The 26,588-nt window shown below is 68.2% G+C and carries 25 protein-coding genes; 14 read left to right on the forward strand and 11 right to left on the reverse strand.

Features of this window, described 5'->3' with window-relative positions; translation table 11 throughout:
* Positions 1–21: 21 nt before the first annotated feature.
* The 14 genes from bchF to hemA are packed head-to-tail and all read left to right on the forward strand — an operon-like array spanning position 22 to position 15,359.
* A complete protein-coding gene (gene bchF / locus NV401_RS13085; RefSeq protein WP_261294878.1) occupies positions 22–540 on the forward strand; it encodes a 2-vinyl bacteriochlorophyllide hydratase in 519 nt (172 codons plus the stop codon).
* The gene (locus NV401_RS13090) at positions 537–1,808 is read left to right on the forward strand and encodes a ferredoxin:protochlorophyllide reductase (ATP-dependent) subunit N (protein WP_261294879.1); all 1,272 of its coding nucleotides are present in this window, start codon (positions 537–539) and stop codon (positions 1,806–1,808) included. Before bchF ends, NV401_RS13090 begins: the two co-directional genes overlap by 4 nt.
* Positions 1,809–1,812: 4 nt before the next feature.
* Positions 1,813–3,387, forward strand: coding sequence for a ferredoxin:protochlorophyllide reductase (ATP-dependent) subunit B (gene bchB / locus NV401_RS13095; protein WP_261294880.1), 1,575 nt, complete (start codon positions 1,813–1,815; stop codon positions 3,385–3,387).
* Positions 3,377–7,027, forward strand: a complete 3,651-nt coding sequence (locus tag NV401_RS13100) for a magnesium chelatase subunit H (RefSeq protein WP_261294881.1) — start codon at positions 3,377–3,379, stop codon at positions 7,025–7,027. Before bchB ends, NV401_RS13100 begins: the two co-directional genes overlap by 11 nt.
* Before the next feature lie 10 nt (positions 7,028–7,037).
* A complete protein-coding gene (bchL, locus tag NV401_RS13105; protein WP_261294882.1) occupies positions 7,038–7,943 on the forward strand; it encodes a ferredoxin:protochlorophyllide reductase (ATP-dependent) iron-sulfur ATP-binding protein in 906 nt (301 codons plus the stop codon).
* On the forward strand, positions 7,943–8,641 hold the full coding sequence (gene bchM / locus NV401_RS13110; RefSeq protein WP_261294883.1) for a magnesium protoporphyrin IX methyltransferase: 699 nt from the start codon (positions 7,943–7,945) through the stop codon (positions 8,639–8,641). Before bchL ends, bchM begins: the two co-directional genes overlap by 1 nt.
* Entirely contained in the window at positions 8,638–10,086 is a 1,449-nt protein-coding gene (locus tag NV401_RS13115; RefSeq protein WP_261294884.1) for a BCD family MFS transporter, read from the forward strand. The genes bchM and NV401_RS13115 overlap by 4 nt, the downstream gene beginning before the upstream one ends.
* An 11-nt stretch (positions 10,087–10,097) precedes the next feature.
* Positions 10,098–10,865 (forward strand): photosynthetic reaction center subunit H, encoded by a 768-nt coding sequence (gene puhA / locus NV401_RS13120; protein ID WP_261294885.1) that lies wholly within the window; start codon positions 10,098–10,100, stop codon positions 10,863–10,865.
* A complete protein-coding gene (gene puhB, locus NV401_RS13125; RefSeq protein WP_261294886.1) occupies positions 10,862–11,512 on the forward strand; it encodes a photosynthetic complex putative assembly protein PuhB in 651 nt (216 codons plus the stop codon). The genes puhA and puhB overlap by 4 nt, the downstream gene beginning before the upstream one ends.
* Positions 11,509–11,991, forward strand: coding sequence for a photosynthetic complex assembly protein PuhC (gene puhC / locus NV401_RS13130; RefSeq protein WP_261294887.1), 483 nt, complete (start codon positions 11,509–11,511; stop codon positions 11,989–11,991). The genes puhB and puhC overlap by 4 nt, the downstream gene beginning before the upstream one ends.
* Complete coding sequence (locus NV401_RS13135) at positions 11,988–12,281, forward strand: hypothetical protein (protein WP_261294888.1); 294 nt, start codon at positions 11,988–11,990, stop codon at positions 12,279–12,281. The genes puhC and NV401_RS13135 overlap by 4 nt, the downstream gene beginning before the upstream one ends.
* Entirely contained in the window at positions 12,278–13,351 is a 1,074-nt protein-coding gene (gene acsF / locus NV401_RS13140) for a magnesium-protoporphyrin IX monomethyl ester (oxidative) cyclase (RefSeq protein ID WP_261294889.1), read from the forward strand. The genes NV401_RS13135 and acsF overlap by 4 nt, the downstream gene beginning before the upstream one ends.
* On the forward strand, positions 13,348–14,127 hold the full coding sequence (puhE, locus tag NV401_RS13145; RefSeq protein WP_261294890.1) for a putative photosynthetic complex assembly protein PuhE: 780 nt from the start codon (positions 13,348–13,350) through the stop codon (positions 14,125–14,127). Before acsF ends, puhE begins: the two co-directional genes overlap by 4 nt.
* A gap of 11 nt (positions 14,128–14,138) precedes the next feature.
* The gene (hemA, locus tag NV401_RS13150) at positions 14,139–15,359 is read left to right on the forward strand and encodes a 5-aminolevulinate synthase (RefSeq protein WP_261294891.1); all 1,221 of its coding nucleotides are present in this window, start codon (positions 14,139–14,141) and stop codon (positions 15,357–15,359) included.
* Positions 15,360–15,444: 85 nt separating this feature from the next.
* Here hemA and NV401_RS13155 read toward each other — a convergent pair whose 3' ends face one another.
* From NV401_RS13155 to NV401_RS13205, 11 genes are all read right to left on the reverse strand, one after another.
* Positions 15,445–16,695, reverse strand: coding sequence for a DUF3422 domain-containing protein (locus NV401_RS13155; RefSeq protein ID WP_261294892.1), 1,251 nt, complete (start codon positions 16,693–16,695; stop codon positions 15,445–15,447).
* Positions 16,696–16,747: 52 nt separating this feature from the next.
* Positions 16,748–17,824 carry a photosynthetic reaction center cytochrome PufC gene (gene pufC, locus NV401_RS13160; RefSeq protein ID WP_261294893.1) on the reverse strand — a complete coding sequence of 359 codons (1,077 nt, stop codon included), beginning with the start codon at positions 17,822–17,824 and terminating at the stop codon, positions 16,748–16,750.
* On the reverse strand, positions 17,821–18,795 hold the full coding sequence (gene pufM, locus NV401_RS13165) for a photosynthetic reaction center subunit M (RefSeq protein ID WP_261294894.1): 975 nt from the start codon (positions 18,793–18,795) through the stop codon (positions 17,821–17,823). The genes pufC and pufM overlap by 4 nt, the downstream gene beginning before the upstream one ends.
* Positions 18,796–18,805: 10 nt before the next feature.
* Positions 18,806–19,630, reverse strand: a complete 825-nt coding sequence (pufL, locus tag NV401_RS13170; protein WP_261294895.1) for a photosynthetic reaction center subunit L — start codon at positions 19,628–19,630, stop codon at positions 18,806–18,808.
* A 95-nt stretch (positions 19,631–19,725) separates the two neighbouring features.
* Entirely contained in the window at positions 19,726–19,905 is a 180-nt protein-coding gene (gene pufA, locus NV401_RS13175) for a light-harvesting antenna LH1, alpha subunit (protein WP_261294896.1), read from the reverse strand.
* A 46-nt stretch (positions 19,906–19,951) separates the two neighbouring features.
* Positions 19,952–20,116, reverse strand: coding sequence for a light-harvesting antenna LH1, beta subunit (pufB, locus tag NV401_RS13180; protein ID WP_261294897.1), 165 nt, complete (start codon positions 20,114–20,116; stop codon positions 19,952–19,954).
* 136 nt (positions 20,117–20,252) lie between these two features.
* Entirely contained in the window at positions 20,253–21,698 is a 1,446-nt protein-coding gene (gene bchZ / locus NV401_RS13185; protein WP_261294898.1) for a chlorophyllide a reductase subunit Z, read from the reverse strand.
* 133 nt (positions 21,699–21,831) lie between these two features.
* Positions 21,832–23,313, reverse strand: a complete 1,482-nt coding sequence (bchY, locus tag NV401_RS13190; RefSeq protein WP_380816673.1) for a chlorophyllide a reductase subunit Y — start codon at positions 23,311–23,313, stop codon at positions 21,832–21,834.
* 122 nt (positions 23,314–23,435) lie between these two features.
* Positions 23,436–24,419 carry a chlorophyllide a reductase iron protein subunit X gene (locus NV401_RS13195; protein WP_261294900.1) on the reverse strand — a complete coding sequence of 328 codons (984 nt, stop codon included), beginning with the start codon at positions 24,417–24,419 and terminating at the stop codon, positions 23,436–23,438.
* Positions 24,416–25,342: a chlorophyll synthesis pathway protein BchC gene (gene bchC, locus NV401_RS13200; RefSeq protein WP_261294901.1), complete on the reverse strand. Its 927-nt coding sequence runs from the start codon at positions 25,340–25,342 to the stop codon at positions 24,416–24,418. Before bchC ends, NV401_RS13195 begins: the two co-directional genes overlap by 4 nt.
* 85 nt (positions 25,343–25,427) lie before the next feature.
* Positions 25,428–26,555: an acetylserotonin O-methyltransferase gene (locus tag NV401_RS13205; protein ID WP_261294902.1), complete on the reverse strand. Its 1,128-nt coding sequence runs from the start codon at positions 26,553–26,555 to the stop codon at positions 25,428–25,430.
* Between the last annotated feature and the right edge of the window lie 33 nt (positions 26,556–26,588).

Raw genomic sequence — 26,588 nt, forward strand, 5'->3', positions numbered from 1 at the left:
AGACGGGCAGACAGGTGGGCGATGCGGGCGATCAACCCTTCCTTCGCAGAGAGACACAGGGGCATCGCCGCACCGCTCTACACGCCCGCGCAGCGCCGCCGCCGCGACACGTCACGCTGGACGCTGGTTCAGGGGGTCTTGGCGCCGCTGCAGTTCCTGATCTTCCTCGTCAGCCTGTTCCTGGTGCTGCGCTATCTTACCACAGGTGATGGCGCCGCCATCGCGACAGCGTCGATCGTGATCAAAACGCTCGCGCTCTATGCGATCATGATCACCGGTTCGATCTGGGAGAAGGTCGTGTTCGGCCGCTGGCTGTTCGCGCCCGCCTTCTTCTGGGAAGATGTGTTCAGCATGCTCGTGCTGGCGCTGCACACTGCCTATCTCGTCGCGCTGATCGGCGATATCGGCAGCGAACGCGGCCGCATGCTGCTCGCGCTGGCCGCCTATGCCAGCTACGCGATCAACGCGACGCAATTCCTGCTCAAGCTGCGCGCCGCGCGGTTGCAGGGCGATCGCGCCGTGCTGGCGGTGGCCGGGTGACCCCGGCGCGGCCCGCTGCGCTGGGGTGCGATGCCCCGATACTGCGCGAGCGCGGGCAGCGTGAAGTGTTCTGCGGCCTCACCGGCATCATCTGGCTGCACCGCAAGGTGCAGGATGCCTTCTTCCTCGTGGTCGGCTCGCGCACCTGCGCGCATCTGTTGCAATCCGCCGCCGGCGTGATGGTGTTTGCCGAGCCGCGTTTCGCCACCGCGATCATCGAGGAGCGCGATCTCGCCGGCATGGCCGATTGCAACGAGGAGCTCGATCGCGTGGTCGATCGGCTGCTCGCGCGCCGGCCGGAGATCAAATTGCTGTTCCTGGTCGGCTCGTGCCCGTCGGAAGTGATCAAGCTCGATCTCTCGCGCGCCGCCGCGCGGCTGTCGGTCAAGCATGCCGGCACGACCAAGATCCTCAACTACTCCGGCAGCGGCATCGAAACGACTTTCACCGAGGGCGAGGATGCATGCCTGGCGGCGCTGGTCGCGAATCTCGACGCCGACACGTCCGGCGCGCCCAGCCTGATGATCGTCGGCGCGCTGCCCGATGTGGTCGAGGATCAGTTCCTGCGCCTGCTCGCCGAACTCGGCATCGGGCCGGTCCACAGCCTGCCCGCGCGGCGCGCAGGGGCGATGCCGCCGGTGGGGCCCGAGACGCGCTTCCTGCTCGCCCAGCCCTTTCTCGGCGAGACGGCGCGCGCGCTGGAAGATCGCGGTGCGACACGGCTCGACGCGCTGTTTCCGTTCGGCGCGGAGGGCACGACGCATTGGCTGCACGCCGCCGCGCAGGCCTTCGGCGTGGACGAAATGCATTTCCGCCGCACCATCGCCCCGGGCCGCGAGCGCGCCAAACGTGCGATCGAACATTCGCGCGAGCGGCTCGCGGGCAAGCGCATCACCTTCCTGCCGGACTCGCAGCTCGAAGTGCCGCTGGCGCGGTTCCTGGCAAGCGAACTAGGCATGCAGCCGGTCGAGGTCGGCACTCCGTATCTGCATCGCCGTCTTCTGGCGCACGAACTGGTGCTGCTCCCGACCGACACGCTGCTCAGCGAAGGCCAGGACGTCGACAGGCAGCTCGATCGCGTTCGCGCGGCGCGGCCCGATCTCACCGTGTGCGGACTCGGCCTCGCCAACCCGCTGGAGGCCGAAGGGCTGACCACCAAATGGGCGATCGAACTGGTCTTCTCGCCGATCCACGGCTTCGATCAGGCCGGCGACCTGGCCGAACTCTTCGCGCGACCGCTCCGGCGGCGCGACGTGCTGAGGGTCTGAGGCGATGCAACTCACCGTCTGGACCTACGAGGGCCCGCCCCATGTCGGCGCGATGCGGATCGCCACAGCGATGGATGGCGTGCATTACGTGCTCCACGCGCCGCAGGGCGACACCTATGCCGATCTGCTGTTCACGATGATCGAACGCCGCGGCAAGCGCCCGCCGGTCACCTATACCACTTTCCAGGCGCGCGATCTCGGCAAGGATACGGCGCAGCTGTTCCAGCAGGCTGCGCGCGATGCCTTTGCCCGTTTTCAGCCGCAGGCGATGCTGGTCGGCGCCTCGTGCACCGCGGAACTGATCCAGGACGACCCCGCCGGACTCGCCGAGGCAATGCGCCTGCCCTGCCCGGTCGTCGCGCTCGACCTGCCGAGCTATCAGCGCAAGGAGCATTGGGGGGCGAGCGAGACGTTCTACCAGCTGGTGCGAACGCTCGCCGACACGCATGTCCGGCCAGCGGGGCGCGGCGGCCACCGACCACGCGCCAACCTGCTGGGGCCGACCGCGCTCGGCTTTCGTCACCGCGACGACGTGATCGAGATCACGCGGCTGCTCGGCACGCTCGGCATCGACATCAACGTCACCGCGCCGCTCGGCGCGACGCCGGGCGATCTTGCGCGGCTCGGCGCGGCCGATTTCAACATCTGCCTCTATCCCGAGATCGCCGACACGGCGTGCCGCTGGCTGGAGAAGACCTTTGGCCAGAAGACCGTCCGCACGATGCCGATCGGCCATGGCGCCACGCATGCCTTCATCGCCGAAGTCGCCGCGCTGGCCGGCGTCGATCCCGCGCCCGCGCTGGACACCTCCAACCTGCCCTGGTGGAGCCGCTCGGTCGACTCGACCTACCTGACCGGCAAGCGCGTGTTCGTGTTCGGCGACGCGACGCACGCCATCGCCGCCGCCCGCGTGGCGCAGGACGAACTCGGCTTCGAGGTCGTCGGGCTCGGCTGCTACAATCGCGAATTCGCCCGCGACCTGCGCGACGCCGCCGCGCGCTACGGTGTCGAGCCGCTGATCACCGACGATTATCTCGCGGTCGAGGAGGCGATCCAGGCGCTGCAGCCCGAGCTGGTGCTCGGCACGCAGATGGAGCGGCACATCGCCAAGCGGCTGCGCATCCCCTGCGCGGTGATCTCCGCGCCCGTTCACGTGCAGGATTTCCCCGCGCGCTACAGCCCGCAAATGGGGTTCGAGGGCGCCAACGTGCTGTTCGACACCTGGGTCCACCCGCTGGTCATGGGCCTGGAGGAACATCTGCTGACGATGTTCCGCGACGATTTCGAGTTCAGCGATGCCGCAGGGGCAAGCCACCTTGCGCCCCTCCCGCTCGCGGGCGGGGTTGGGAAAGGCCCCGTCGACGTCGGCAGCGCTGCGGCTGAAACATCGCCTCCCCCGGTCTCTTCCGCAAGCGGGAGGGGGACATGGTCCCCTGAGGCCGAGCGCGAGCTGCTCAAGATCCCGTTCTTCGTGCGCGGCAAGGCGCGGCGGAACACGGAGAAGTTCGCTGCCGAGCGCAACCTCGCCACCATCACGCTCGACACGCTGTACGATGCGAAGGCGCATCATGCCCGCTAGCGCGCCCCGCCCCACCCCGCTGCACGTGGTGATCGTCACGCTCGACAATCACCTCGCGGGTGCCGCCGAGCGCGCCGCCGCGCGCTTCGCGGCGGACGGCGCCGGCATCACCATCGGCTTCCATGCCGCCGCGGACTGGGACCGCGACGCCGGCGCGCTCGATCGCTGCCGCGCCGATATCGCGCGCGGCGACATCGTCATCGCCACGATGCTGTTCCTCGACGATCATATCCGCGCCGTCCTCCCCGCGCTCACCGCGCGCCGCGAGGCATGCGCGGCAATGGTTGGGCTGATGTCGGGCAGCGAGGTGGTCAAGCTGACCAGGCTGGGCGACTATCGCATGGACAGGCCAGCGCGCGGGCCGCTGGCGCTGCTCAAACGGCTGCGTGGTTCGGCCAAGCCGGGCGCTTCGTCGGGCGCGGGGCAGATGAAGATGCTGCGCCGCCTGCCCAAGATGCTGCGCTTCATTCCCGGCACCGCGCAGGACGTGCGCGCCTATTTCCTCACGCTGCAATATTGGCTGGCGGGCAGCGACGACAATGTCGTCGGCATGATCCAGGCGCTCGCCAGCCGCTATGCCGGCCATGCGACGCGCGCCGCGGCACCGCACGATTATCCCGAGATCGGCGTCTATCATCCTGCGCTCGCCAGCCGCATGGCCGAGCGCGTCGAGGCGCTGCCGAGAACCACCGCGACGCGCGGCACGGTCGGCGTGCTGATGCTGCGCTCCTATCTGCTCGGCCGTGATACCGGCCATTATGACGGCGTGATCGCGGCGCTCGAGGCCAAGGGGCTGCGCGTCATCCCCGCCTTTGCCAGTGGCCTCGATTCACGCCCGGCGATCGAGCGGTTCTTCCTCGCCGACGGCGCACCGATCGTCGATGCCGTCGTCTCGCTCACCGGGTTCAGCCTGGTGGGCGGCCCGGCCTATAACGATGCTGAAGCGGCGGAGACGATGCTGGCGACGCTCGACGTGCCGTACATCGCCGCGCACCCGCTCGAATTCCAGTCGCTGCAGCAATGGGGCGCCGGGCGCCAGGGGCTGTTGCCGCTCGAAGCGACGATGATGGTGGCGATTCCCGAGCTCGATGGCGCAGTGCTGCCGAGCGTGTTCGGTGGCCGTGCCGACGGGTCGGGCGCGTGCACCGGATGCGGGCGTCGCTGCACCTTCCCGGCCTCGGGCCTGACGCGCGAGATGCGCTCCTGCCCCGAACGCGCCGAGGCGCTTGCCGGCAAGATCGCCAGGCTGGTCGACCTGCGCCGCTCCGACCGCGCCGCGCGGCAACTGGCGATCGTCCTGTTCAACTTCCCGCCCAATGCCGGCGCGACCGGCACCGCCGCGCATCTGGCGGTGTGGGAATCGCTGCATGCGACGCTGACCAAGCTGGCAACGGAAGGCTATCAGGTCGACGTCCCCGCCACCGTCGATGCGCTGCGCGATGCGGTGCTGCACGGCAACGCCGCGCGCTATGGTGCCGACGCCAATGTCCATGCCCGCATCCCGGCCGACGATCATGTCCGCCGCGAACCGCATCTGGCGGCGATCGAGGCGCAATGGGGCCCGGCGCCGGGCAGGCAGCAGAGCGACGGCGGATCGATCCATGTGCTCGGCGCGCAGTTCGGCCAGGTGTTCGTCGGGATCCAGCCTGCCTTCGGCTATGAGGGCGATCCGATGCGGCTGCTGTTCGAGGGCCGCTTCACGCCGACGCACGCGTTCAGCGCCTTCTATCGCTGGCTGCGCGAGGATTTCCGCGCCGACGCGGTGCTGCATTTCGGCACGCACGGCGCGCTCGAATTCATGCCCGGCAAGCAGGCAGGACTGAGCGGCGATTGCTGGCCCGAGCGGCTGATCGGCGACCTGCCGAACTTCTATCTCTATGCCGCGAACAATCCTTCCGAAGGGCTGATCGCCAAGCGCCGGTCGGGCGCGACACTGATCAGCTACCTGACCCCGCCGCTCGCCGAAGCCGGGCTCTACAAGGGGCTGAACGAACTTAAGGCGTTGCTCGAACGGTGGCGCTCCTCGCCGTCGGAAGACGAACGCGCGGCGCTGGAGCCGATGATCCGCGCATCGGCCGAGACGCTCGACCTCCGCCCCCCTTCCGACCGACGTGCCGAACCCGGTTCAGCATCCGTCGTACCGCACGCGGCGGCGTTGCCAGCGGAGGGATCGACCCCGAGCCAAGCTCAGGGTGACGGCGCTTGGGAGATAGCGGCGCTCGCCACGCGGCTTTACGAAGTCGAGCGCGAACTCATCCCGCACGGGCTCCACGTGCTCGGCACGCCGCTGTCCGAAGCAACGCGCGCACAGACGATCGCGGCAGGCGCAGACGCCGATCTCGCGCCTGAAAACAACGAGCTCGCAGCGCTGATCCACGCGCTCGACGCGCGCTATGTTCGCCCCGCCCCCGGCGGCGACGTGTCGCGCAACCCCAAGGTGCTGCCGACCGGGCGCAACATCCACGGCTTCGATCCCTTCCGCATCCCCGGCAGTTTCGCGCTGGCGCAGGGCAATGCGCAGGCCGATCAGGTCATCGCGCGCCACATGGCAAGCGGTGCGGCCTTCCCGGAAACGCTCGCCATGGTGCTGTGGGGCACCGACAATCTGAAATCGGAAGGCACGCAGATCGCGCAGGCGCTCGCCCTGATCGGCGCGCGCCCACGCTTTGATGGTTATGGGCGGCTATCGGGTTCCGAACTGATACCGCTTGAAGAACTGGGGCGGCCACGGATCGACGTGGTCGTGACGCTGTCGGGGATCTTCCGCGATCTGCTGCCGCTCCAGACCAGGATGATCGCCGAGGCCGCCTGGCTCGCGGCGACGGCCGACGAGCCGCTTGACCGGAATTTCGTCCGCAAGCACAGCCTGATGCACGCTGCCCGCCACGATTGCGATCTGGAAACCGCAGCGCTGCGCGTCTTTTCGAATGCCGAGGGCGCCTATGGCGCCAACGTCAACATGCTGATCGACGATGGCGCCTGGAGCGATCCGGACGAAATCGCCGAAGTGTTCGAGCGCCAGAAGGGCTATGCCTATGGCCGCAGTGGCACGCCGGCGCGCCAAGCCGATCTGTTCAAGAGCGCGCTGGAAGGCGTCGATCTGGCCTATCAGAATCTCGATTCGGTCGAGCTCGGCGTCACCGACATCGATCATTATGTCGACGCGCTGGGCGGGATCAGCCGCTCGATCACGCGCGCCCGGGGCAAGGCCGCGCCGATCTACATCGTCGATGCCACGCAGGGCGCGTCCAAGGTGCGCACGCTGACCGAACAGGTCGATCTCGAAACGCGCACCCGGATGCTCAATCCGCTCTGGTACGAGGGCATGCTGCGCCACGGCTTCGAAGGCGTCCGCAATATCGAGGCGCACGTCACCAACACGGTCGGCTGGTCGGCGACCACCGGCGAGGTCAGCCCGTGGATCTATCAGCGCATCAGCGAAACCTATGTGCTCGATGCCGAGATGCGCGAGCGGCTGGCCACGCTCAACCCCAAGGCGTCCGCGCGCGTCGCCAATCGCCTGATCGAGGCTAGCGACCGGCAATTCTGGGCGCCCGACGCCGCCACCCTGGCGGCGCTCCACGCCGCCAGCGACGAACTCGAAGACCGCCTCGAAGGCGTCACCGCGGTGGCGGCATAAGGACAAGATGATGGCCCTGCTCGATCCCCCGGCACGCACCCGCGACCTGATCGGCCTCGACGGCGACGGCAGCGTGCAGGTTAAGCTCGATCCCGCCGATCGCATCGGCACTGCGAAAGTGTTCGCGGTTTACGGCAAGGGCGGGATCGGCAAGTCGACCACGTCGTCCAATCTCTCCGCCGCTTTCTCGCTGCTCGGCAAGCGCGTGCTGCAGATCGGCTGCGACCCCAAGCACGACAGCACGTTCACGCTGACCAAGAAGCTGATGCCGACGGTGATCGACGTGCTCGAAACGGTCGAGTTCCATGCCGAGGAGCTCCGGCCCGAGGATTATATGTTCGAGGGCTATAACGGCGTGATGTGCGTCGAGGCGGGCGGGCCCCCGGCGGGCACCGGCTGCGGCGGCTATGTCGTCGGGCAGACGGTGAAACTGCTCAAGCAGCATCACCTCCTCGAGGAAACCGATGTCGTATTGTTCGACGTGCTGGGGGACGTGGTGTGCGGCGGGTTTGCCGCACCGCTGCAGCATGCCGAGCGCGCGGTTGTCGTCGCGTCGAACGATTTCGACAGCATCTTCGCGATGAATCGCATCGTCGCGGCGATCAAGGCCAAGGCCAAGAATTACGACGTGCGCATGGCCGGCGTGATCGCCAACCGATCGGCGGCGACCGATGAGATCGATCGCTTCAACGCGGCGACGGGATTGAAGCGGCTGGCGCACTTCCCCGATCTCGATGCGATCCGTCGCAGCCGCCTCAAGAAATGCACCTTGTTCGAGATGGAGCAGACTCCCGAGGTCGCCGCCGCCTGCGACGAATATAAGCGGCTCGCGGCGATGATGTGGGCGGGCTGCGATGCGCTCGATGCCGAGCCGATGAAGGACCGCGACATCTTCGAATTCCTGGGGTTCGAGTGATGTCGAGCCCGGCGCTCTCCCGCAGCTATGACGACCGGCGTGCGCGGCTGGAAAGCTATTTCGACTGCACGGCCTCCAAGACCTGGCAGCGGCTGACCTCGGAGGCGCCGGTTAGCGGCATCCGCGCGACGGTACGCGCCGGGCGCAACCGTATGCGCGAGACATTGCTGTCCTGGCTGCCTGCCGACATGACCGGCCTGCGGCTGCTCGACGCGGGCTGCGGCACCGGCGCGCTGGCGGTCGAAGCGGCGCGGCGCGGCGCCGACGTGGTGGCGATCGATGTCGCCGGCAGCCTGGTCGCGGTGGCGCGCGATCGCGCGCCGGCGGCACTGTCGATCGACTGGCGGGTCGGCGACCTGCTCGATCCCGCGCTTGGCCGGTTCGACCATGTCGTGGCGATGGATTCGCTGATCCATTACCGCCACACCGACATGGTCGATGTCGCCCGCGGGCTGGCCGCGCGCACGCGTGGCTCGCTGCTGTTCACGTTCGCGCCAGCGACACGCCCGCTGCAGGCGATGCACGCGATCGGCAAGCTGTTCCCGCGCAGCGACCGCGCGCCGGCGATCGAGCCGGTGCGCGAACGGCTGCTGCGCACGCTGCTGATGCAGGCGCTGCCGCAGGCCCGGGTCGCGCGCGACGCGCGCATCGCCAGCGGCTTTTACACCAGCCATGCGCTGGAGGTGCTGCCGGGATGAGCCGCCTCGCCGCCTTGACCAACGGCACGTTCTGGAACCGGCTCGGCAGCCGTTTCCTGCCGTTCGCGGACGCGGCGACCGACGACCTGCCGCTCGGGCGCATCCTGCGCCTGTCACTGTTCCAGGTCTCGGTCGGCATGGCGGCGGTATTGCTCACCGGCACGCTCAACCGCGTGATGATCGTCGAACTCGGCATGTCCGCCAGCTTGGTTGCGGCGATGGTCTCGCTGCCCTTGCTGTTCGCGCCGCTGCGCGCGCTGATCGGCTTCAGGTCCGATCACCATCGTTCGATCCTCGGCTGGAAGCGCGTGCCCTATATCTGGTTCGGCACGCTGCTGCAGTTCGGCGGGCTCGCCATCCTGCCCTTCGCGATGCTGGTAATGACCGGCGGCGGCACCGGCCCGGCAATCGTCGGCCAGATCGGCGCGGCGGCGGGGTTCCTGCTGATCGGCGCGGGCATGCACATGACGCAGACCGCTGGACTCGCGCTCGCCGCCGATCTCGCGCCCGATCACGCCCGCCCGCGCGTCGTCGCCTTGCTGTACGTGATGCTGCTTGCCGGCATGATGATCAGCGCGATCGTGATCGGGCGGCTGCTCGCCGATTTCACCGCGACCAGGCTGGTGCAGATCGTCCAGGGCGCCGCGCTGCTGACGATGAGCCTCAACCTGATCGCCTTGTGGAAGCAGGAGGCGCGCGACCGCACCATCGCCGCCGTGCGGGTTACGGCGCCCGCGTTCGGCCCGGCCTGGGCGCAGTTCATCGCCCGCCCGCGCACGCGACGGCTGCTCGTCACCGTCGGGCTCGGCGCGGCCGCATTCAGCATGCAGGACGTGCTGCTCGAACCCTATGGCGGGCAGATCCTGGGCCTGTCGGTCGGCGCGACCACCGCGCTGACCGCCTTGTGGGCGCTGGGCATGCTTGCCGGCTTCGCGCTGGCCGCCCGGCGGCTCGGCGAGGGCGACGATCCGCACCGGCTGGCCGGCTATGGCGGCGTGCTCGGGATCGCCGCGTTCCTGTGCGTGATCTTCGCGGGGGCCCTGAGCCTGGTCGCGCTGCTCGGCATCGGCGCGGCGCTGATCGGCCTGGGCGGCGGGCTGTTTTCGGTCGGGACGCTGAGCGCGGCGGTGGCGATCTCGGACGAGGAATCGCTGAGCGGGCGCACTGGCCTGGCGCTCGGCGCATGGGGCGCGGTGCAGGCGACAGCCGCAGGGCTGGCGATCGCGCTTGGCGCGGTGCTGCGCGATCTGGCGTCGGCAGCGGCGGCGGCGGGCGCGTTCGGTGCCACGCTGGCCGCCCCGGCGGCCGGGCCGGTGACCGGCTATGCCGCGGTCTACGGGATCGAGATCGTGCTGCTGCTCGGCACGCTGGTCGCGCTCGGGCCGCTGGTCCGCGGCAGCAGCCCGGCCCGCACGCGTTTCGGCCTCAGCGAATTTCCGATCTGAAAGGGCATGCCATGAACCCGCATCTCACCTCCGGCATCGATGTCGCCCTGCTGGTCTTCTGGGCGTTCGTATTGTTCTTCATCTGCCTGGTCTTCTATCTGCGCCGCGAGGATCGCCGCGAAGGCTATCCGCTCGAGGACGAGATGACCGGCCGGCTGGATACGGTCGGCGGGCCATTGCACACCGCCAGCGACAAATGGTTTCTGCTACCGTTCGGCCACGGCCGGGTCGTCGCCGGGTCCAGCCCGCGCGAACCGGTCGACATCGCGGCGCGCCGCACCGATCGCTTTGCCGGCGCGCCTTATGCGCCGACCGGCAACCCGCTGGCCGACGGCATCGGCCCGGCAGCCTGGGCCAACCGCGCGCAGCGCCCCGATGTCGATATGGAGGGCCATCCGCGCATCGTGCCGCTGAGCAAAGCGGCCGGATTCACGGTCGCCGCGCCGGACCCGACGATGCTCGGCTGGCCGTTGCTTGGCGCCGATGGCGTGGTCGCCGGCACGATCGACGATCTGTGGATCGACCGCGCCGATCGCCTGATCCGCTACGTGCAGCTCGGCATGGATGGCGGCGCGATACTCGCGCCGCTGATGATGGCCAAGGTCGATCGCCACCGGCGCCGGCTGGTGATCGATGCGCTGCTCGCCCACCAGTTCGCCGGCGCGCCGCGCATCGCTGCCCCCGACCGAATCACGCTCTATGAGGAAGAGCGCGTGCAGGCCTATTTCGGCGGCGGTTATCTCTACGCCACGCCGGCACGACAGGAGCCGCTGCTGTGATCGAGCATGACGACGAACCGATCCCCGGCCTGCCCGGCCTGCCCCCGCCGGGCGAGCGGATCCTGTGGCAAGGCGCACCCGATCGGCGCGTGCTGGCGCGCACCGCTTTCCATACGCGGCTCGTGGCCGGCTATTTCGCGGTGCTCGCGCTATGGGCGCTGGCCGGCGCGGCGCTTCAGGGCATCGATGCGCCGGGCGATCTGGTCGGCTGCGCGATGACGATCATCGCCGGGATCGCCGGCGTTGGCCTGCTACACCTGCTCGCCTGGGGCGCGGCACGCAGCACGGTCTATACCTTGACCAACAAGCGCATCGTGCTGCGGGTGGGCATGGCGCTGCCCAAATGCATCAACCTGCCGCTGCCGCTGATCGGCGCGGTCGATCTCGCCCGGCGTGCCGATGGATCGGGTGACGTGCCGCTGGCGATCACCGGCCCCCAGCAGCTCGGCTATCTCGCGCTATGGCCGCATGCCCGGCCGTGGAAGATCGTCACGCCGCAGCCGATGCTGCGCGCCCTGCCCGATGCGGCGCAGGTCGCCGCGCTGATCGCGCGGACCTGCCTCGCCGCCAGCCCCGGCAGCCGGCTGACCGCGCCGGATAGCGCGCCGCGCCCGGCGCCGGGCCGTGCCGAGGCGCAGGCGGCATGAGCAGGACCGCCCGCTCGCCCGACCTGGTGCCGCGCCCCACGCTCATCGCCGCGGGCAGCCTCGTGCTGTTCGCTATCGCCGCGACCGGCATGATGCGGATCGCCGGGATCGCGCCGGCCGCCTCGCCCGTGCTGCTGCGCCAACAAGCGCATGTCGCGCCGGTCAAGACGCGCGTGCTGCGCTTCATCGACCGCGCCGATGGTGCGGTGGTGATCGCCGACGTGGAAGGCGGCACGGCGGCGGTGATCGCGCCGGGCGAACAGACCGGCTTCGTGCGCGGCGTGATGCGCGGGCTGGCACGGGAGCGGCGCGCGCACGGCATCGGCGACGGGCCGCCCTTCACGCTGACGCTGTGGCGCGACGGCGAGCTGTCGCTGACCGACAGCGCGACCGGGCGCGCGATCGAGCTGACCGCGTTCGGCTCGACCAACCGCGCGACCTTCGCTGCCCTGCTCGATGCCAAGGGACCGGCGGCATGAGCGCGCTACGCCGCACCCGCTTCGACACGTTGTGCCGCGTCGTGATCGAACATAGCGACGAGTTCCTCTGCGCGCATGTCGAGCTCGGCGATATCGCGATCGGCCCGGGCGACCGGGTGCGCGTGCATGGCGCGCCGATCGTGATCGGCTTCGGCGAACGCCTGGAGGTGGAACGGCTCGCCACGGTCGAGCGCGCCGCCTGGCACGAACGGGTGTGGACCAAGTTCGCCGGCCATTTCGAGATGACCGAACTCTACGACGTCAGCTTTTCAGATCGGACGACAGCATGAACGCGCATACGCCCGTCACGCCCGCCAGCTCGCCGGCGGACACGTTCGCCATCGCGCGGCAGGACACCGTCCTGTCGCCGCGCTTCTACACCACCGATTTCGCGGCGTTGGACCGGATCGACGTGTCCGCGGTGCGCGCCGAATGGGATACGCTGATCGCCGAGATGGAGAGCGATCCCAACCGGCTGCATTTCAAGCGGACCGCGGCGTTCGACGGCGTGATCGAAAGCCTGCCCGAGGCGCTGCGCGCCGAATTCACCGATTTCCTGGTCAGCTCGCTGACCGCGGAATTTTCCGGCTGCATCCTCTATGCGGAAATCGCCAAGCGCGTGACCAACCCGGACGTAAAGTCTCTATTCAAGCTGATGAGCCGGGACGAAAGCCGCCATGCCGGCTTCATCAACGATACGCTGAAGGATGCCGGCATCGGGGTCGATCTCGGCTTCCTCACGCGGGTCAAGAAATACACCTATTTCCGGCCCAAATTCATCTTCTACGCGACCTATCTCAGCGAGAAGATCGGCTATTCCCGCTATATCACGATCTACCGCCACCTCGCGCAGCATCCCGAACTGCGCTTTCACCCGATCTTCGACTGGTTCGAATTGTGGTGCAACGACGAGTTCCGCCATGGCGACGCCTTCGCCATCCTGATGCGCACCGATCCCAAGCTGCTCACGGGCATCAACAGATGGTGGATCCGCTTCTTCCTAGTTGCGGTCTATACCACGATGTACGTGCGGGATCACAACCGCCCGGCGTTCCACAAGGCGCTCGGCATGGATCCGACCGATTACGATCTCCGCGTGTTCGCGATCTGCTCGGCGATCACGCGGCAGGTGTTCCCGCTGGTGCTCGATACCGATGCACCGCGCTTCCGCGCCGGGCTGGAGCGGATGCGCCGCATCGCCGGCGCGATCGATGCAGCCAAGGCGCAGGGCGGCATGGTCGGCGCGATCAAGCGGGTGGCGTTGGTCGGCGCGGCGGCGGCGAGCTTCGCCTGGCTCTATCTGACCCCGGTCAAGCGCAATGCCGCGCCCGATACCGTGCGGCTGGTGCCAGCCTGGTGACCCTCCCCCCGCTCCTCTTTGCACTGCTGCTGTGGTTCATCGGCACCGGCGCGGTGGTGTGGCTCGACAGCCGGCCGCGCGAGACCTTCCGCACCAGCCTGACGCTGGCCGGTGTGGTGGCGATCGCCGCGCTCGGCCTGGTCTGGGCCAAGGCCGACGATGCCGGCGCGGACGGCGCTTATCTCGGTTTCGGCGCGGCGATCGTGATCTGGGGATGGCACGAGATGAGCTTCCTGATGGGGCACGTCGCCGGCCCGAACCGCGCGGAATGCCCGCCCGGCGCGACTGGCTGGGCGCGGTTCCGCGCCGCCACGGCGACCGTGATCCACCACGAACTGGCGATCGCCGCGACGACGATCCTGCTGTTCCTGCTGACCTGGAACGCCGTGAACCAGACCGCGCCGCGCACCTTCCTGCTGCTGTTCGCGCTCAGGCTGTCGGCCAAGTTCAACCTGTATCTCGGCGTACCCAATCTCAGCGACGAGGTGTTCCCGGCGCATCTCGCCTATCTCAAAAGCTATTTCCGCAAGCGCCGGCTGAACCCGCTGTTTCCCTTCTCGATCCTGTTCGGCAGCGCCATTGCCCTGTGGGCGTGGCAGGCCGGGGACGCGGCGCCGGCCGGCAGCGGCGCGGCGGTCGGCGCGGTCGCGATCGCCGGCCTCGCCGTACTCGGCGTGGTCGAGCACCTGTTCCTGGTCCTGCCACTGCGCGATGCGAAGCTGTGGCGCTGGGCCAGTTCGTCACCACGAGCGGCGTCGGCCGCCATCATCGATTGAGGGGGAGCGCCATGAATTACGAGGCATTTTTCGCAACCGAGCTGACCAAGCTGCAGGACGATGGCCGCTACCGCATCTTCGCGGAGCTGGAGCGCAAGGCCGGCGCCTTCCCCGCCGCGGAACAGTTCGTCGATACGCGTCGCCGCCCGGTCACCGTCTGGTGCTCGAACGACTATCTCGGCATGGGGCAACATCCCAAGGTGCTGGGTGCGATGCACGAGACGCTCGATCGCTGCGGCGCCGGCGCGGGCGGCACGCGCAACATTTCCGGCACCACGCACAGCCATGTGCTGCTCGAGGCCGAGCTGGCCGACCTGCACGGCAAGGAAGCCGCCTTGCTGTTCACCTCGGGCTATGTCTCGAACTGGGCGGCGCTCGGCACGCTTGGCGCGCGCCTGCCCGGCTGCGTGATCCTGTCCGATGCGCTCAACCACGCCTCGATGATCGAAGGCATCCGCCACAGCCGCGCCGAAGTGCACAAGTTCGAGCACAATTCGCCCGCGGATCTCGACCGCCGCCTCGCCGCGCTCGATCCCGCGCGGCCCAAGCTCGTCGCGTTCGAAAGCGTCTATTCGATGGATGGCGATATCGCGCCGATCGCGGAGATCCTCGACGTGTGCGAGGCGCATGGCGCGATGTCCTATCTGGACGAAGTGCACGCCGTCGGCCTGTACGGACCGCGCGGCGGCGGCGTCGCCGAGCGCGAGGGATTGATGGACCGCGTCACCGTGATCGAAGGCACGCTCGGCAAGGCGTTCGGGGTGATGGGCGGCTATATCGCCGCGTCGGCCGCCTTGTGCGATTTCGTGCGCAGCTTCGCCAGCGGCTTCATCTTTACCACCGCGTTGCCCCCCGCGCTTGCCGCCGGCGCGACCGCCAGCATCCGCCACCTCAAAACCAGCGAGATCGAGCGCGCGCAGCATCGTGACCGTGTCGCCAAGGTGCGGCGCCGGCTCGACGCGATCGGCATCCCGACGCTCGACAATCCCAGCCACATCATCCCGGTGATGGTCGGCGATGCGCACAAGTGCAAACGGATCAGCGACTGGCTGCTCGAGCAGCACGGCATCTACGTCCAGCCGATCAACTACCCGACCGTGCCGGTCGGCACCGAACGCCTGCGCCTGACGCCGTCGCCGGTGCATAGCGACGGCGATATCGACAAATTGGTCAGCGCGCTGAGTGAGATCTGGTCGCAATGCGAACTCGCGCGCCGCGCGCTCGCGGCGTGATCCTGCGTCGCCCGGATACCTGACGCCCCCGGATTACGCTTCCGCTGCGCAAGCAGGGCCAGGCCGAAGGTGCCGCGCGCGCCGCTTAGTCGCGCAACTGCCGGTGCAAACGCCAGCGGCCAAATGCGACGAGCGCGACAACCAGCGGCACGGTGATCGCCAGCGCCAGATCGTGCCGCACGCCGGGCAGCGCGGACAGCAGATAGCCGACCAGGGCGACGAGATAATAGCTGATCGCCACCACCGACAGCCCCTCCACCGTCTGTTGCAGGCGCAGTTGCAGCCGCGCACGCCGGTCCATCGAGCGCAGCAAATCGCGGTTCTGCTTGCTCAACGCGATATCGATGCGGGTGCGCAGCAATTCGCTGGTCCAGGCGGCGCGTTGCGACAGATCCTCCAGCCGCGCGGAAAAGGAGTCGCAGGTTCTCACCGCCGGGATCAGGCGCCGTTCGGTGAAATCGGCGAGCGTCTGATAACCGCGCACCGCGCCGATCCGCAGGCTGGCAAGCCGATCGGTGCTGAGCTGGGCATAAGCGCGCGTCGCGCTCATCCGGTAGCGCGTCTCGGCGACCAGGCGAGCGAGTTCGGCCGAAAGGAAGGTAAGCTCGTCGAGCAGCTGGTCGTCCTCCGACATGCGCTCCGACACCGCATGGGTCAGCTCGGCAAGCCGCGCCTCGAGCTTGCTCACGCTTGGCGTCAGGCGTTGCGCGAGCGGCAGGCCGAGCAGCGCCATGTTGCGGTAATTTCCCAGCTCCTGGAGCCGCATCACCAGTTGCGCCGGCTCGTCGCGCTGCAGGCCGCGATCGAACACCAGCAGGCGGCCATAGCCGTCATCGTTGAGCCGGAAGTCGGACACGATCCGCGCGCCGCCCTCGGCCACGTCGCACACGATCGTCGCCTCGGGGGCGAACCAGGCATCGAGCGCGGCCGGCTGCGGGTCGTCGGCCGTGCCGGCAACGAGGGCGATCTGCGTCGCGCGGATAATCGCGCCCGGCATTTCTGCGAGCACGGTCGATAAGCTCGGCTCGAACAATGCGGGATCGAACGGCGTTTCCGCCGCGCCGGCCCGCAGCAATGTATAGGTGGCGAATTCGGTGTGCCGTTCCCACACCAGGATCACCGCCCCCAAGGCGAGCACGCCATATTTCCCCGCCACCGGCACGATCGCGCGCGCGGCGGCCGCCAGTGTGTCGATATGCGCGCGCGCCGTGTCGGCGGCGCCCTCGCCCAGCACGGTGACGATTTGCATCAGCCGGCATGGCGCCGCCAGGCGCGGCAGGCGCCGGAGATGCATTTCCTCGGACAGCGCGGCGCGCAGCTCGTGATCGCGGATCATGCGCGATCGCCGCGTGACCACCCGATCCGCGCCGCCGGGGGCGCGGCGCGGGTCATTTCCTGCCGGTCATCGCCGCCGGCTTGGCGAATGCGGCGGGCACGGCCGCTGCGCCCGCCGGTGTCTCCGCCGGCGCCACACCGCGCAGCACCGGCGCCTCGGCGATCATGCTGACTCCGCCGAGCGGCTTCGACACGCCCTGGTGGCAGGTGGTGCAATTGACCTTGTAGGGATCGCCGCGCGGCCCCTTGCGATAGGCCGGGAAGACCGATTGCAGCGAGGTGATATAATCCTCGTTGATGTTGCGGACCATGCGGATGCCGTAATAAGCGGTGCCGCGCTGCGCGCTGCTGAGGTTCCACGCGCGGAACGACTGGCTGTTGTGGCAATAGGTGCAGTTCACGCCGAGCGCTCCGCTGACATGCATCATCAGCCCATAGGATTTCTCGGCATCCTTGATCGAGACGATATGCTTGGAGCTGGGGAACGCGCTGCTGCTCGCGACGCGGATCTGGCTCCTGCCGGCAAGATAGGTCGCGAACGGATCATAGGGCAGCGACGCATAGCCCACATTCTGGTTGGGCGTGTTCTGCCCATGCTTGTTGCGCAGGATCGTGCCGGGTGTGGGCGTGCCCTCGGCGATCGCCCATTTATATTCGGGCACCGGATTGCCGCGATGGCAGGTATAGCAGGTCACGCCGGTCTGCTTGACATGGCTCGCCCAGCGCGAATTGACCGTCTGCGTCATCTGCAGCATGCGCCGCGCGACGATCTTGGTATATTTCTCGTCAGAGGCCATGTTCTCGGGATTGTGGCAATAGCTGCATCCCTGCGCGGGCGGTGCCACCCACTGGTTCATCTCGGCCATCAGATGGTCGAACCGTTCCTTGCTGAGGCCGCTCAGCACCTTGATGTTCTGATAGCTTTGCCCTGCGGTCGGGCCACCGTCCGGCGGCAACGGATAGGGCGCCGCGGGGATCTCCGCCGCCTCCTTGATCTCGCTGACATCGACGATCTGCTCCAATCCGGCGCCGCGAAATCCGGTCTGCGTGCTCTGCTTGGCGCCGAGCTCGCAACCGCCGAGCAGCAGGAGGGCGGCGCCCGCGGCCAGCGGGGTGATGATCCTGGTCATTGCGGTGCTCCCGGCAGACTGGCTGGATCGACGACGCCGGTGCTGGGATAGCTCGGCGCATAACCGTGCAGCACCGCCCAGAGGTACCAATTGTCGACCACCGTGCCGGTCAGCAGGATGCCGATCGCGCCGGTCAGCGGCGTCAGCACCGCGAACCACCAGGCCCAGCGATGGATCGATTCCGCGGTCGCGTTGAAGCCCATCGTCCAGCGCCAGAACAGCGCGCCGCGCTCGAACGCGGTGCCGCGATCAATGATCTGCTCGATCTCGCGCTCGCTGCCGTAGCGGCCCGTCGCCAGGATGGTCGCGCCGTGCATCGCGAACAGCATCGTCGATCCATAGAGAAAGGCGATCGAGAGGCAGTGGAACGGATTGTAGAACAGATTGCCGTAGCGGATCGAGAAGGCCGCGGTCCAATCGAGGTGCGGGAAGATGCCGAACGGCACCGCCTCGGCCCAGCTCTGCATCAGCAGCGGGCGGATGAATCCGAGCGTCAGGATCAGCAGGATGCCGGCGCCGAACGCCCAGGCGATATGCGTGCCCATGCCGAGCGCGCGCGCGCGGGCGAAGGTGCGTACCCACCACAGGATCAGCGACGTGCTCATGAAGAAACCCGCCATCTGCCACCAGCCCCCTTCGGCCAGCGGCACGAACAGCTGGAAGCCCCATTGCGGCCCGGGCGGCTCGAGCGCGAGCCACGGCAGTTGGCGGACGAATTGGACCGGATCCCATCCGACGCTGGCGAACATGTTGAGCCCGATGATCTCGAACGCGGTAAAGGCGCAGATCAGCGACGCGATGCCCAGCCGGCCGAGATAGATCGGCCCCAGTTGCGCCGCGCCCAATTTGCCCGCCCAGTAATTGTAGCTGCCCTGGCCCAGCCGCCGGAAGCTGCCCGGCGGCAGCAGCGGCCCGGCTTCGAGCGGACCGCGCAGCTGCACCTGCGTGAAGATGTTCTGATAGCGCGCCATCATACCCCCCTCAGGACCAGATCGGCAGGTTGAGCCACCACGTCCACCATTCGGGCCAGCCGCGGGTCCATAGCGGCCCCGAGATGATGATGCACACCGCGCTCCAGAAGCCGGCCGACAGCGCGAGGAACAGGCCCAGCCGGTGGATGCCGAGCGTGCCGATCGAATAGCCGATCGTGTCGCGGAAGAAGGCGTCCTCATATTCGGGCGACTTGACCGTCTCCCCCGGCGCGACGTTGACCGCCGACAGGACCAGCGCGCCGTGGAAGGCGAGCGCCCCGCCGGTGACGAAGAAGAAGCTCACCGCGATCATGTGCGCGGGATTGTAGTGGAAGTGGAGATATTGGTAGCCGGTGTTCGACACCCAATCGAGATGGCTGAAGATGCCGTAGGGGAAGCCGAACCCCCAGGCGCCGAGCAGCCAGGGCCGGATTACGACCAGCGAGACATAGGCGAAGATCGCGAAGCCAAAGGCGAACGGCACGTGATAGCCGATGCCGAGCTTGCGGCAGATCTCGGCCTGGCGCAGCGCCCAGGATACGAACGCGCCGATCGCGCAGATCGTGATGATCTGGTAGAATCCGCCCTCGCGCAGCGGCGCCAGCCCGAGGCCGTAGGAGATGTCCGGCGGCGCGATGCTGATCAGCCACGGGTTCCACGTATCCCCCAGCGACGCGGCGTAGAAGATCAGCGCTGTGCCGAGCGACGCGCAGATCGCGGTGGTGACGCCGAAAAAGCCGACATAGAAGGGGCCGACCCAGAAATCGAACAGGTCGCCGCCGATCAGCGTGCCCCCCCGCACCCGATATTTCCGCTCGAAGCTCAGCAGCGCCATGGCATCTCTCCGTCCCCGTGCAGCTGCCCGGGGCGTGGTTTAGGTCATCGGGGGACGAGGCGTGCCCCGCCCGCCCGGATCCGCTCGGCAGCGCGTCAGCTGCCCGTCGGCGTGGTCGGCTGGACCACGGTCGCCGCCTTGTGCGGGCCATCCAGCCAGTTGAAGCGATCGGTGCTGAGCAGGATGAAGTGGATCAGCAAGGCCAGCACCAGCAGGAAGGTAAACAAGGCGACGAGCGACCGCCGCGGATCGAAAATCAGCCAGATTCGCCACATGACGAGGTTCCTCTCGTTAGGGTTTGAGGTGTCGAAAAGCGCCGGGTCAGAACCAGGGCCGCCAGTTCCACACCAGGAAGTGTGCGATGATCGCGACGACCGTGAAGATCAGGAAGCTGGTGATGAACAGCTTGTGAAACTCCTTGGCCTCTTCGGGGGTCAGGTAGGTGCCCGGCCCCATGCGTTCGTCTCTGTCTCTCAGGTCGCTCATTTTGACGTCTCCGTTGTTCCCGACGAGGACAGGAGCGTGACACGGCGCTCCCTGCATCCGCGCGGGCCGGATGCCCGCATGGATCTGGTGATCCGCGGCGATCGCGGCGCGATCGGGCGGGAAAGGCGCGCCGCGCTCATGCCGCGCGGCTTTCGAGGATGGCGCGCGCGAGGCGCTCGGGCGTGACGCTCGGCTCGCCCGCGCGGCGCGCGGCGCGCTCGGCGGCGTCGCGGATGCGCTTGGCGGTCGAGATGCGCACCAGCACCGGCGCGCGTTCCACCTCGGCATCGAAGGCGCTCTTGGCGGCATCGTCCCACGCCACCGCGCGCTCGATCCGCGCCGGCGTCGCCTCGGCCTGGTCGAGCTGGCCGGCCAGCGGCAGGATATGGAAGAGCGCGTCGAACAGCGCGTTGCACACTTCCTGGACGAGATAGGTCGCCCCGGCATAGCCCATGAACGGCGTGCCGGTATGGCGGCGGATCACCGCGCCGGGAAAGCTCGCCGGCACATAGATGCCGCGCCCGCCCGCTTCCGCCAGATACATCCGCTCGTTGACGCTACCGAACAGGATCAGTGGCGGGGTATCGCGGATTGCCGCCTTGACCGCGTCATTGTCCGGCTTGATCCCGGCCGAGCGGCTGAACGCGAAGGCGCAGGGCAGCCCCATGTCGGTCTCGAGGAAATGGCGGATGCCGCGCGCATAGGTCTCGGTGGCGACGATGCCGAAGCTCGCCGTGCCGAAGAAATCCTGCGTGACCGAGCGCCACAGGTCCCAGAGCGGCTTGATCGTGCTGTGCTTTTCGCGGGCGATGAACGGTTCGGGATCGAGCCCGGTCAGCTTGCCGAGCGTGCGCAGGAACAGCGTCGTGCTGTCGAGCCCGATCGGCGCCTGCAGATAGGGGCGTTCCAGCATTTCGCACAGTCCACGGCCGAACTCGCGGTACAGGCACACATTGACCTGCGCCTCGGCGAGCTTGCGGACATCTGCAAGATGGCTGCCGAGCGGGAACACCATCCCCACCTCGGCGCCGATCCCCTCGATCAGGCGGCGGATTTCGGCCAGATCGGAGGGCATGTTGAACGTGCCGTACATCGGGCCGATGATATTCACCTTGGGCCGCTCGCCCGCTTTCGGCGGCCGCGGCGCCGGCACCGTCTTGGCGCCGAACTGCGTCCACAGCCAGGTCAGCGCGCGGTCGCCCGCCTGCCACTGATCCTCGTCGATCGTGCGCGGCAGGAAGCGCTGGATGTTGGTGCCCTCGGGCGTCACCCCGCCGCCGATCATCTCGGCGATCGAGCCGGTCACGACGACGGCGGGCAGATCCGGATCGAGCGTCGCCCAGGCGCGCTTCATCGCGCCTTCCGTGCCGTCGCGGCCCAGTTCCTGTTCGCCAAGCCCGGTCACGACGATCGGGAGTTCGTGCGGCGGCAGCGCATCGGTATAATGCAGCACCGACGTGACGGGCAGGTTCTCACAGCCGACCGGCCCGTCGATGATCACCTGCAGCCCCTTGATCGCGGTGAAGGCGTAGACTGCCCCCCAATAGCCGCCGGCACGATCATGATCGAGGATGAGGGTCATGGCGTGACGTCCCCCCCAAACGCTTCGTCATGCTGAACTTGTTTCAGCATCCACCACGCAACAATGGCGGTCTGCCTTTGTTGCCCGGTGGACCCTGAAACAAGTTCAGGGTGACGGGGGTGAAGACCCACGCTCATGACCCCACGCTCTCTTCCGCCTTGGCGGCGGCAATGCGCTTGGCGGCATATCTGGCCTTGAACGCGGGCCGGTCGACCGGCGTCTCTTCCCAGATGCCGGCGGTCGCGCCCGTGCCGACGCCCTCGAAAAACGCCGTCATCCGCTCGAAGCGCGCCTGATTGGCGAGCGCGGCGTTGACCACCTGGGCGAGGCTCCCCGCCCCGGCCGCCCCCATCAGCGGCCGTGCGGAAATCAGGTTGGTGAAATAGAGCGCGGGGATCGCCCGCTGCTTGGCATGCTGCACCACCGGCGTGGTGCCGATCGCCAGATCGGGGCCGAATTCGTCGACCGCCGCCAGATCCTGTTCGAGGCTGGCGCGATAGCGCACGCGGACGCCGCGCGCTTCGAGCCAGTCGCGATCGGGATCGGACCAGATCGTGCGCGGGCAGGCAGTGCCGACATAGGGCACGTCCGCACCGCTCTCGATCAGCAACCGCGCGACGAGCAGTTCCGACCCTTCATAGCCCGATACGGTGATCCGCCCCGTTATGGGTTTGGCGGCGAGCGCGCCGCGGATCGCGGGGAGAAAGCGGTTCTTGGCCGCATCGACCTTTCCCTGAGCAATACCGCACGCCGCGCCGATCGCGTCGAGCCACGCCGCCGTCCCCTCCGCGCCGACCGGCGCCGAGCCCACCACCGTCCGCCCCGCCGCCTCGAACGCGCGCACGCTGGCGGTGTAGAAGGGATGGATCGCCGCCACCGCGGCGCAATCGAGCGCGGCATAGAGCTCGCGCCACTCGCGCGTCGGCACGACCGGCCCGGCGGCAAGCCCCAAGGGCTCGAGCAACAGCCCGATGCCCGGCGGATCGCCCGGGAACATCTCGCCGAGCAAGGTGACGGTCGGCTTGTCGGCGCGGTGCTTCGGTGCGGCGACCGGGCCGGTCTCGGCTTCCTTGCGCGCATATTCCAGCATCGCGCCGGCCAGCACGTCCTTCGCCTCGGCATGCGTCGGCACGCCGAACCCCGGTACGTCGATGCCGATCACGCGCACGCCATTGATCTGGTCGGGCAGCAATTGCAGCGGTACGCCCGAGGCGGTCGGCACGCAGAGGTTGGTGACGATAATCGTGTCGTACAGCGCCGGATCGGCGAGTCCCTCGACCGCTTCCTTGATATCCTCGAACAGCTTGCCGGTGACCAACGTCTCCGAACTGAACGGCACATAGCCGACGCTGCGCTTGGCGCCGTAGAAATGCGAGGTGAAGGTCAGGCCGTAGACGCAGCAGGCAGAGCCCGAGAGCACGGTGGCGGTACGCCGCATCCGCAGCCCGACGCGGAGCGAGCCGAAGGCGGGGCACATCGATTGCGGCTGGTCGTGCGGGCCCTTGGGATAATCCGCGTCATAGCGCGCCAGGATATCGGACTTGCCGGCGAGTACTGCGGCGTCGCGCAAGGTGGTGCCGTTTGCACATCCGCCGCTTGCCGCCTCGTTCAGCACGATGCGGTCGGCAACACGCGTTCCCCCGCACAGGCGGGGGTCAAGGGTCGCGGGCGCTTCGCCCTGTAACTCTGGACTCCCGCTTTCGCGGGAGAACGATGGAGAGGCGGGAAGCGCGCTCATCAGACCGCGTCGTACACGACTTCGAGCGTCGGCTTCGGGACGTACGCCACGCCACGCATGTCCGCCTGGCTCGCGGGCCGCAGCGCATAATCCGCCCCCGTTACGTCCGCCGAGAACAGCCCGAGCAGCCCATCCTGGTCGAGCGGTGTCGGCCGCAACGGCGGTGCTTCCGCCACGTTGATCGCCAGTTCCTCGAACAGGCTTGCCCATTGCCCGCCGGGCTTGCCGATGATCTGGTAGTTCGCGCTCTTCTTGCGGATATCCTCGTTCGCTGGGATCGCGGTCAGCACCGGGATGCCGACCGCCTGCGCAAACGCATTGGCCTCGCCGGTGCCGTCATCCTTGTTGAGGATCATCCCCGCGACGCCGACATTGCCGCCCATCTTGCGGAAATATTCCACCGCCTTGCAGACGTTGTTGGCGACATAGAGCGATTGCAGGTCGTTCGACGCGACGACGATCACCTTCTGGCACATGTCGCGCGCGATCGGCAGGCCGAACCCGCCGCACACCACGTCGCCGAGGAAATCGAGCAGCACGTAATCGAAGCCCCATTCGTGGAAGCCCAGTTTCTCGAGCGTTTCGAAGCCATGGATGATGCCGCGACCGCCGCAGCCGCGGCCGACCTCGGGCCCGCCCAATTCCATCGCGAACACGCCGTCGCGCTGGAAGCAGACATCCTCGATCCCGATCGTCTCGCCGGCCAGTTTCTTCCTGCTGCTGGTCTCGATGATCGTCGGGGTCGATTTGCCGCCGAACAGCAGCGAGGTCGTATCGCTCTTAGGGTCGCAACCGATCAGCAGCACGCGCTTGCCCTGCTGCGCCATCATGTAGCTGAGATTGGCGAGCGCGAACGACTTGCCGCTGCCGCCCTTACCGTAGATCGCGATGATCTGCGTTTCCTTGGTCACCGGGCCGCGATGCACGGGATCGGGCTCCTGCCCGGCCTCCTCGCGCAAGGGTGCGGGATCGAACATGCTCATATCGCTCTCCAATCGAGCACCATCTTGCGGCATTGCGGGTCGGTGAAGGCCTGCGGATAGGCCTCCGCCGCCTCGGCCGCGGGCCGCGCATGGCTGATCAGCCCATCGAGTTCGAGCAGGCCGGTCTCGATCAGTTCGAGCGCCGCCGTCACGTCGTCCGCGGTAAATTCGGCGGCGATGCGCAGCCGCGCCTCGCGCACGAAGGCCGGCGGGAAGGCAAAGGACAGGCGATCGTAGAAACCGGCCAGCACCACGTCCCCGCTTTTGGCGAGCCGGGCAAAGGCCAGGTCGAGCGCGTCGGCCGCGCCGCTCGCGTCGCAGATCACGGCATAATCGCGCCGGGCATCGTCGGCCGGATCGATCACCGCATAGCCGAACGCGTCGCGCCGCTCGGGATTGGTCTCCCACACGACCGGCGCATCCCCGCCGGTGGCGACCGCGAGGCGCGCGATCAGGCTGCCGAGAATGCCGTGGCCGATGACCAGTTCGGGCACGCCGCCGAGCGCGATCGCATGATGCGCGGTCGCTGCCAACGCGAGCAGGATACCGTTGCGCCCGAGCGACTCGGCGATCGGGATGGCGCGCGCCGAGGGCAGCAGCACCTGCCGCGCCGTGCCGCCGAACAGGCCGCGCGCCTCGGCATAGCAATTCGCGCCCGGCACGAAGACCCATTCGCCGATCCGGGCGCGCGCATCGGCACCGGCATCGACGATCCGGCCGACCGATTCGTAGCCCGGCACCAGCGGATAGCCCATGCCGGGAAAATCCGGCATGCGCCCGGTCCACAGCAGTTTCTCGGTGCCCGAGCTGATCCCGCTCCAGTCGATCTCGACGCGGACGTCGCCATCGCGCATCGGGTTGAGTGCCAGCGGTCGCAGCGCGAGCCGCTCCGGCGCTTCCAGTATGACCGCCATTGCGTCCATACGACCGTCCCCTCATGGGTCCTAAATGAACCTCATAACCCGTAGACTGATCTAGACACTTCGTATTGTCAACTAGATTGGACATTCATTGGCGTCGGGCGACGATGACGCGCGTCGTGAGCGGCATGGCCGTCCGCCGGACGCGCGATGCGACAAAACCGGCCGCGCGCAGCATGGCGCGGATCTCGCCGGCGCTGCGGGGCCGGCCCGATCCCATCGCCAGCAGATAGAAGCCGAAATAGGCGTCGCCGGCCGGTTCGGCGCCCGGCGTGCGCGCCATCGGCTCGGCAATCAGCACCGTCCCACCGGGGGGCAAGGCGGCATGGATCTGGCGCAGCAGCGCGAATGCCGGCGCATCGTCATGATCGTGCAGCACGCGGATTAGCGAGATGATATCGTAACCCGTCGGCAGCGGATCGCGCAGGAAGTCGCCGCCGAACACGTCGGTCCGGCCGCCCAGCCCGGCCGACTCGAACGCCTGCGTCGCCCGCGCCGCGACCGCGGGGAGATCGAACAGGCCGAGCCGGAGCCGATCGTGGCGCGCCGCGACCGCGCTGAGGAACGCACCCTCGCCGCCACCGACATCGAGCAAACGACGGTGCCGGTGCAGCGGATAGGCGTCCAGCGCCTGCGCCGCGACCAACGGCTGCGATGCCGCCATCAGCCGCGAATAGCCGGCGACATCGGCGCTGTCGCCCTGCCCCGCCGCCTCGGCATAATGCCAATGCCGCGATAGCGCGCCGCCGCCCCCGCCGCGGCGCAGCAAGGCCACCGGATCGGCGAGATCGGCATAGAGCAGATGATGGTGCGCGATCATCTCCCCGATCCCGCGATTGCCGCGCAGCGCGGCGCCGTCGCTGCCCAGCGCCCAGCCGCCGCGTAGCCGCTCGACCAGGCCCAGCGCCGCGGCGCCGCGCAGCAACCGCTCGGCGCCGGCGATCGGCAGATCGAGTCGCAGTGCGACGCTCGCGCTGTCGCGCGGCCCCTCCGCCAGCAGATCGAGCAGCCCGGTCTCGATACAGGCGGCCAGGATCTGCGAATAGGTGAAGCCGGCGACGAGATCGAACAGCGCGCGCGCGCGGCGTCGTGCGATCGGGCGAAGCAGCGGAATGCTCTGCGCGAAGCGCTGGAAGCGCGGCGAGCCCAGCATGGTGTTGCGCCAGCCCAGCCAGCGCCCCCTCCACCCATAGTTCTGATAGCCGGTCGATTTCATATGTCCAGTTTTGTGGACACATGATAGCATCGC

The sequence above is a fragment of the Sphingomonas hylomeconis genome (genome assembly GCF_025370105.1).
GTDB classification, from domain to species: domain Bacteria; phylum Pseudomonadota; class Alphaproteobacteria; order Sphingomonadales; family Sphingomonadaceae; genus Sphingomonas; species Sphingomonas hylomeconis.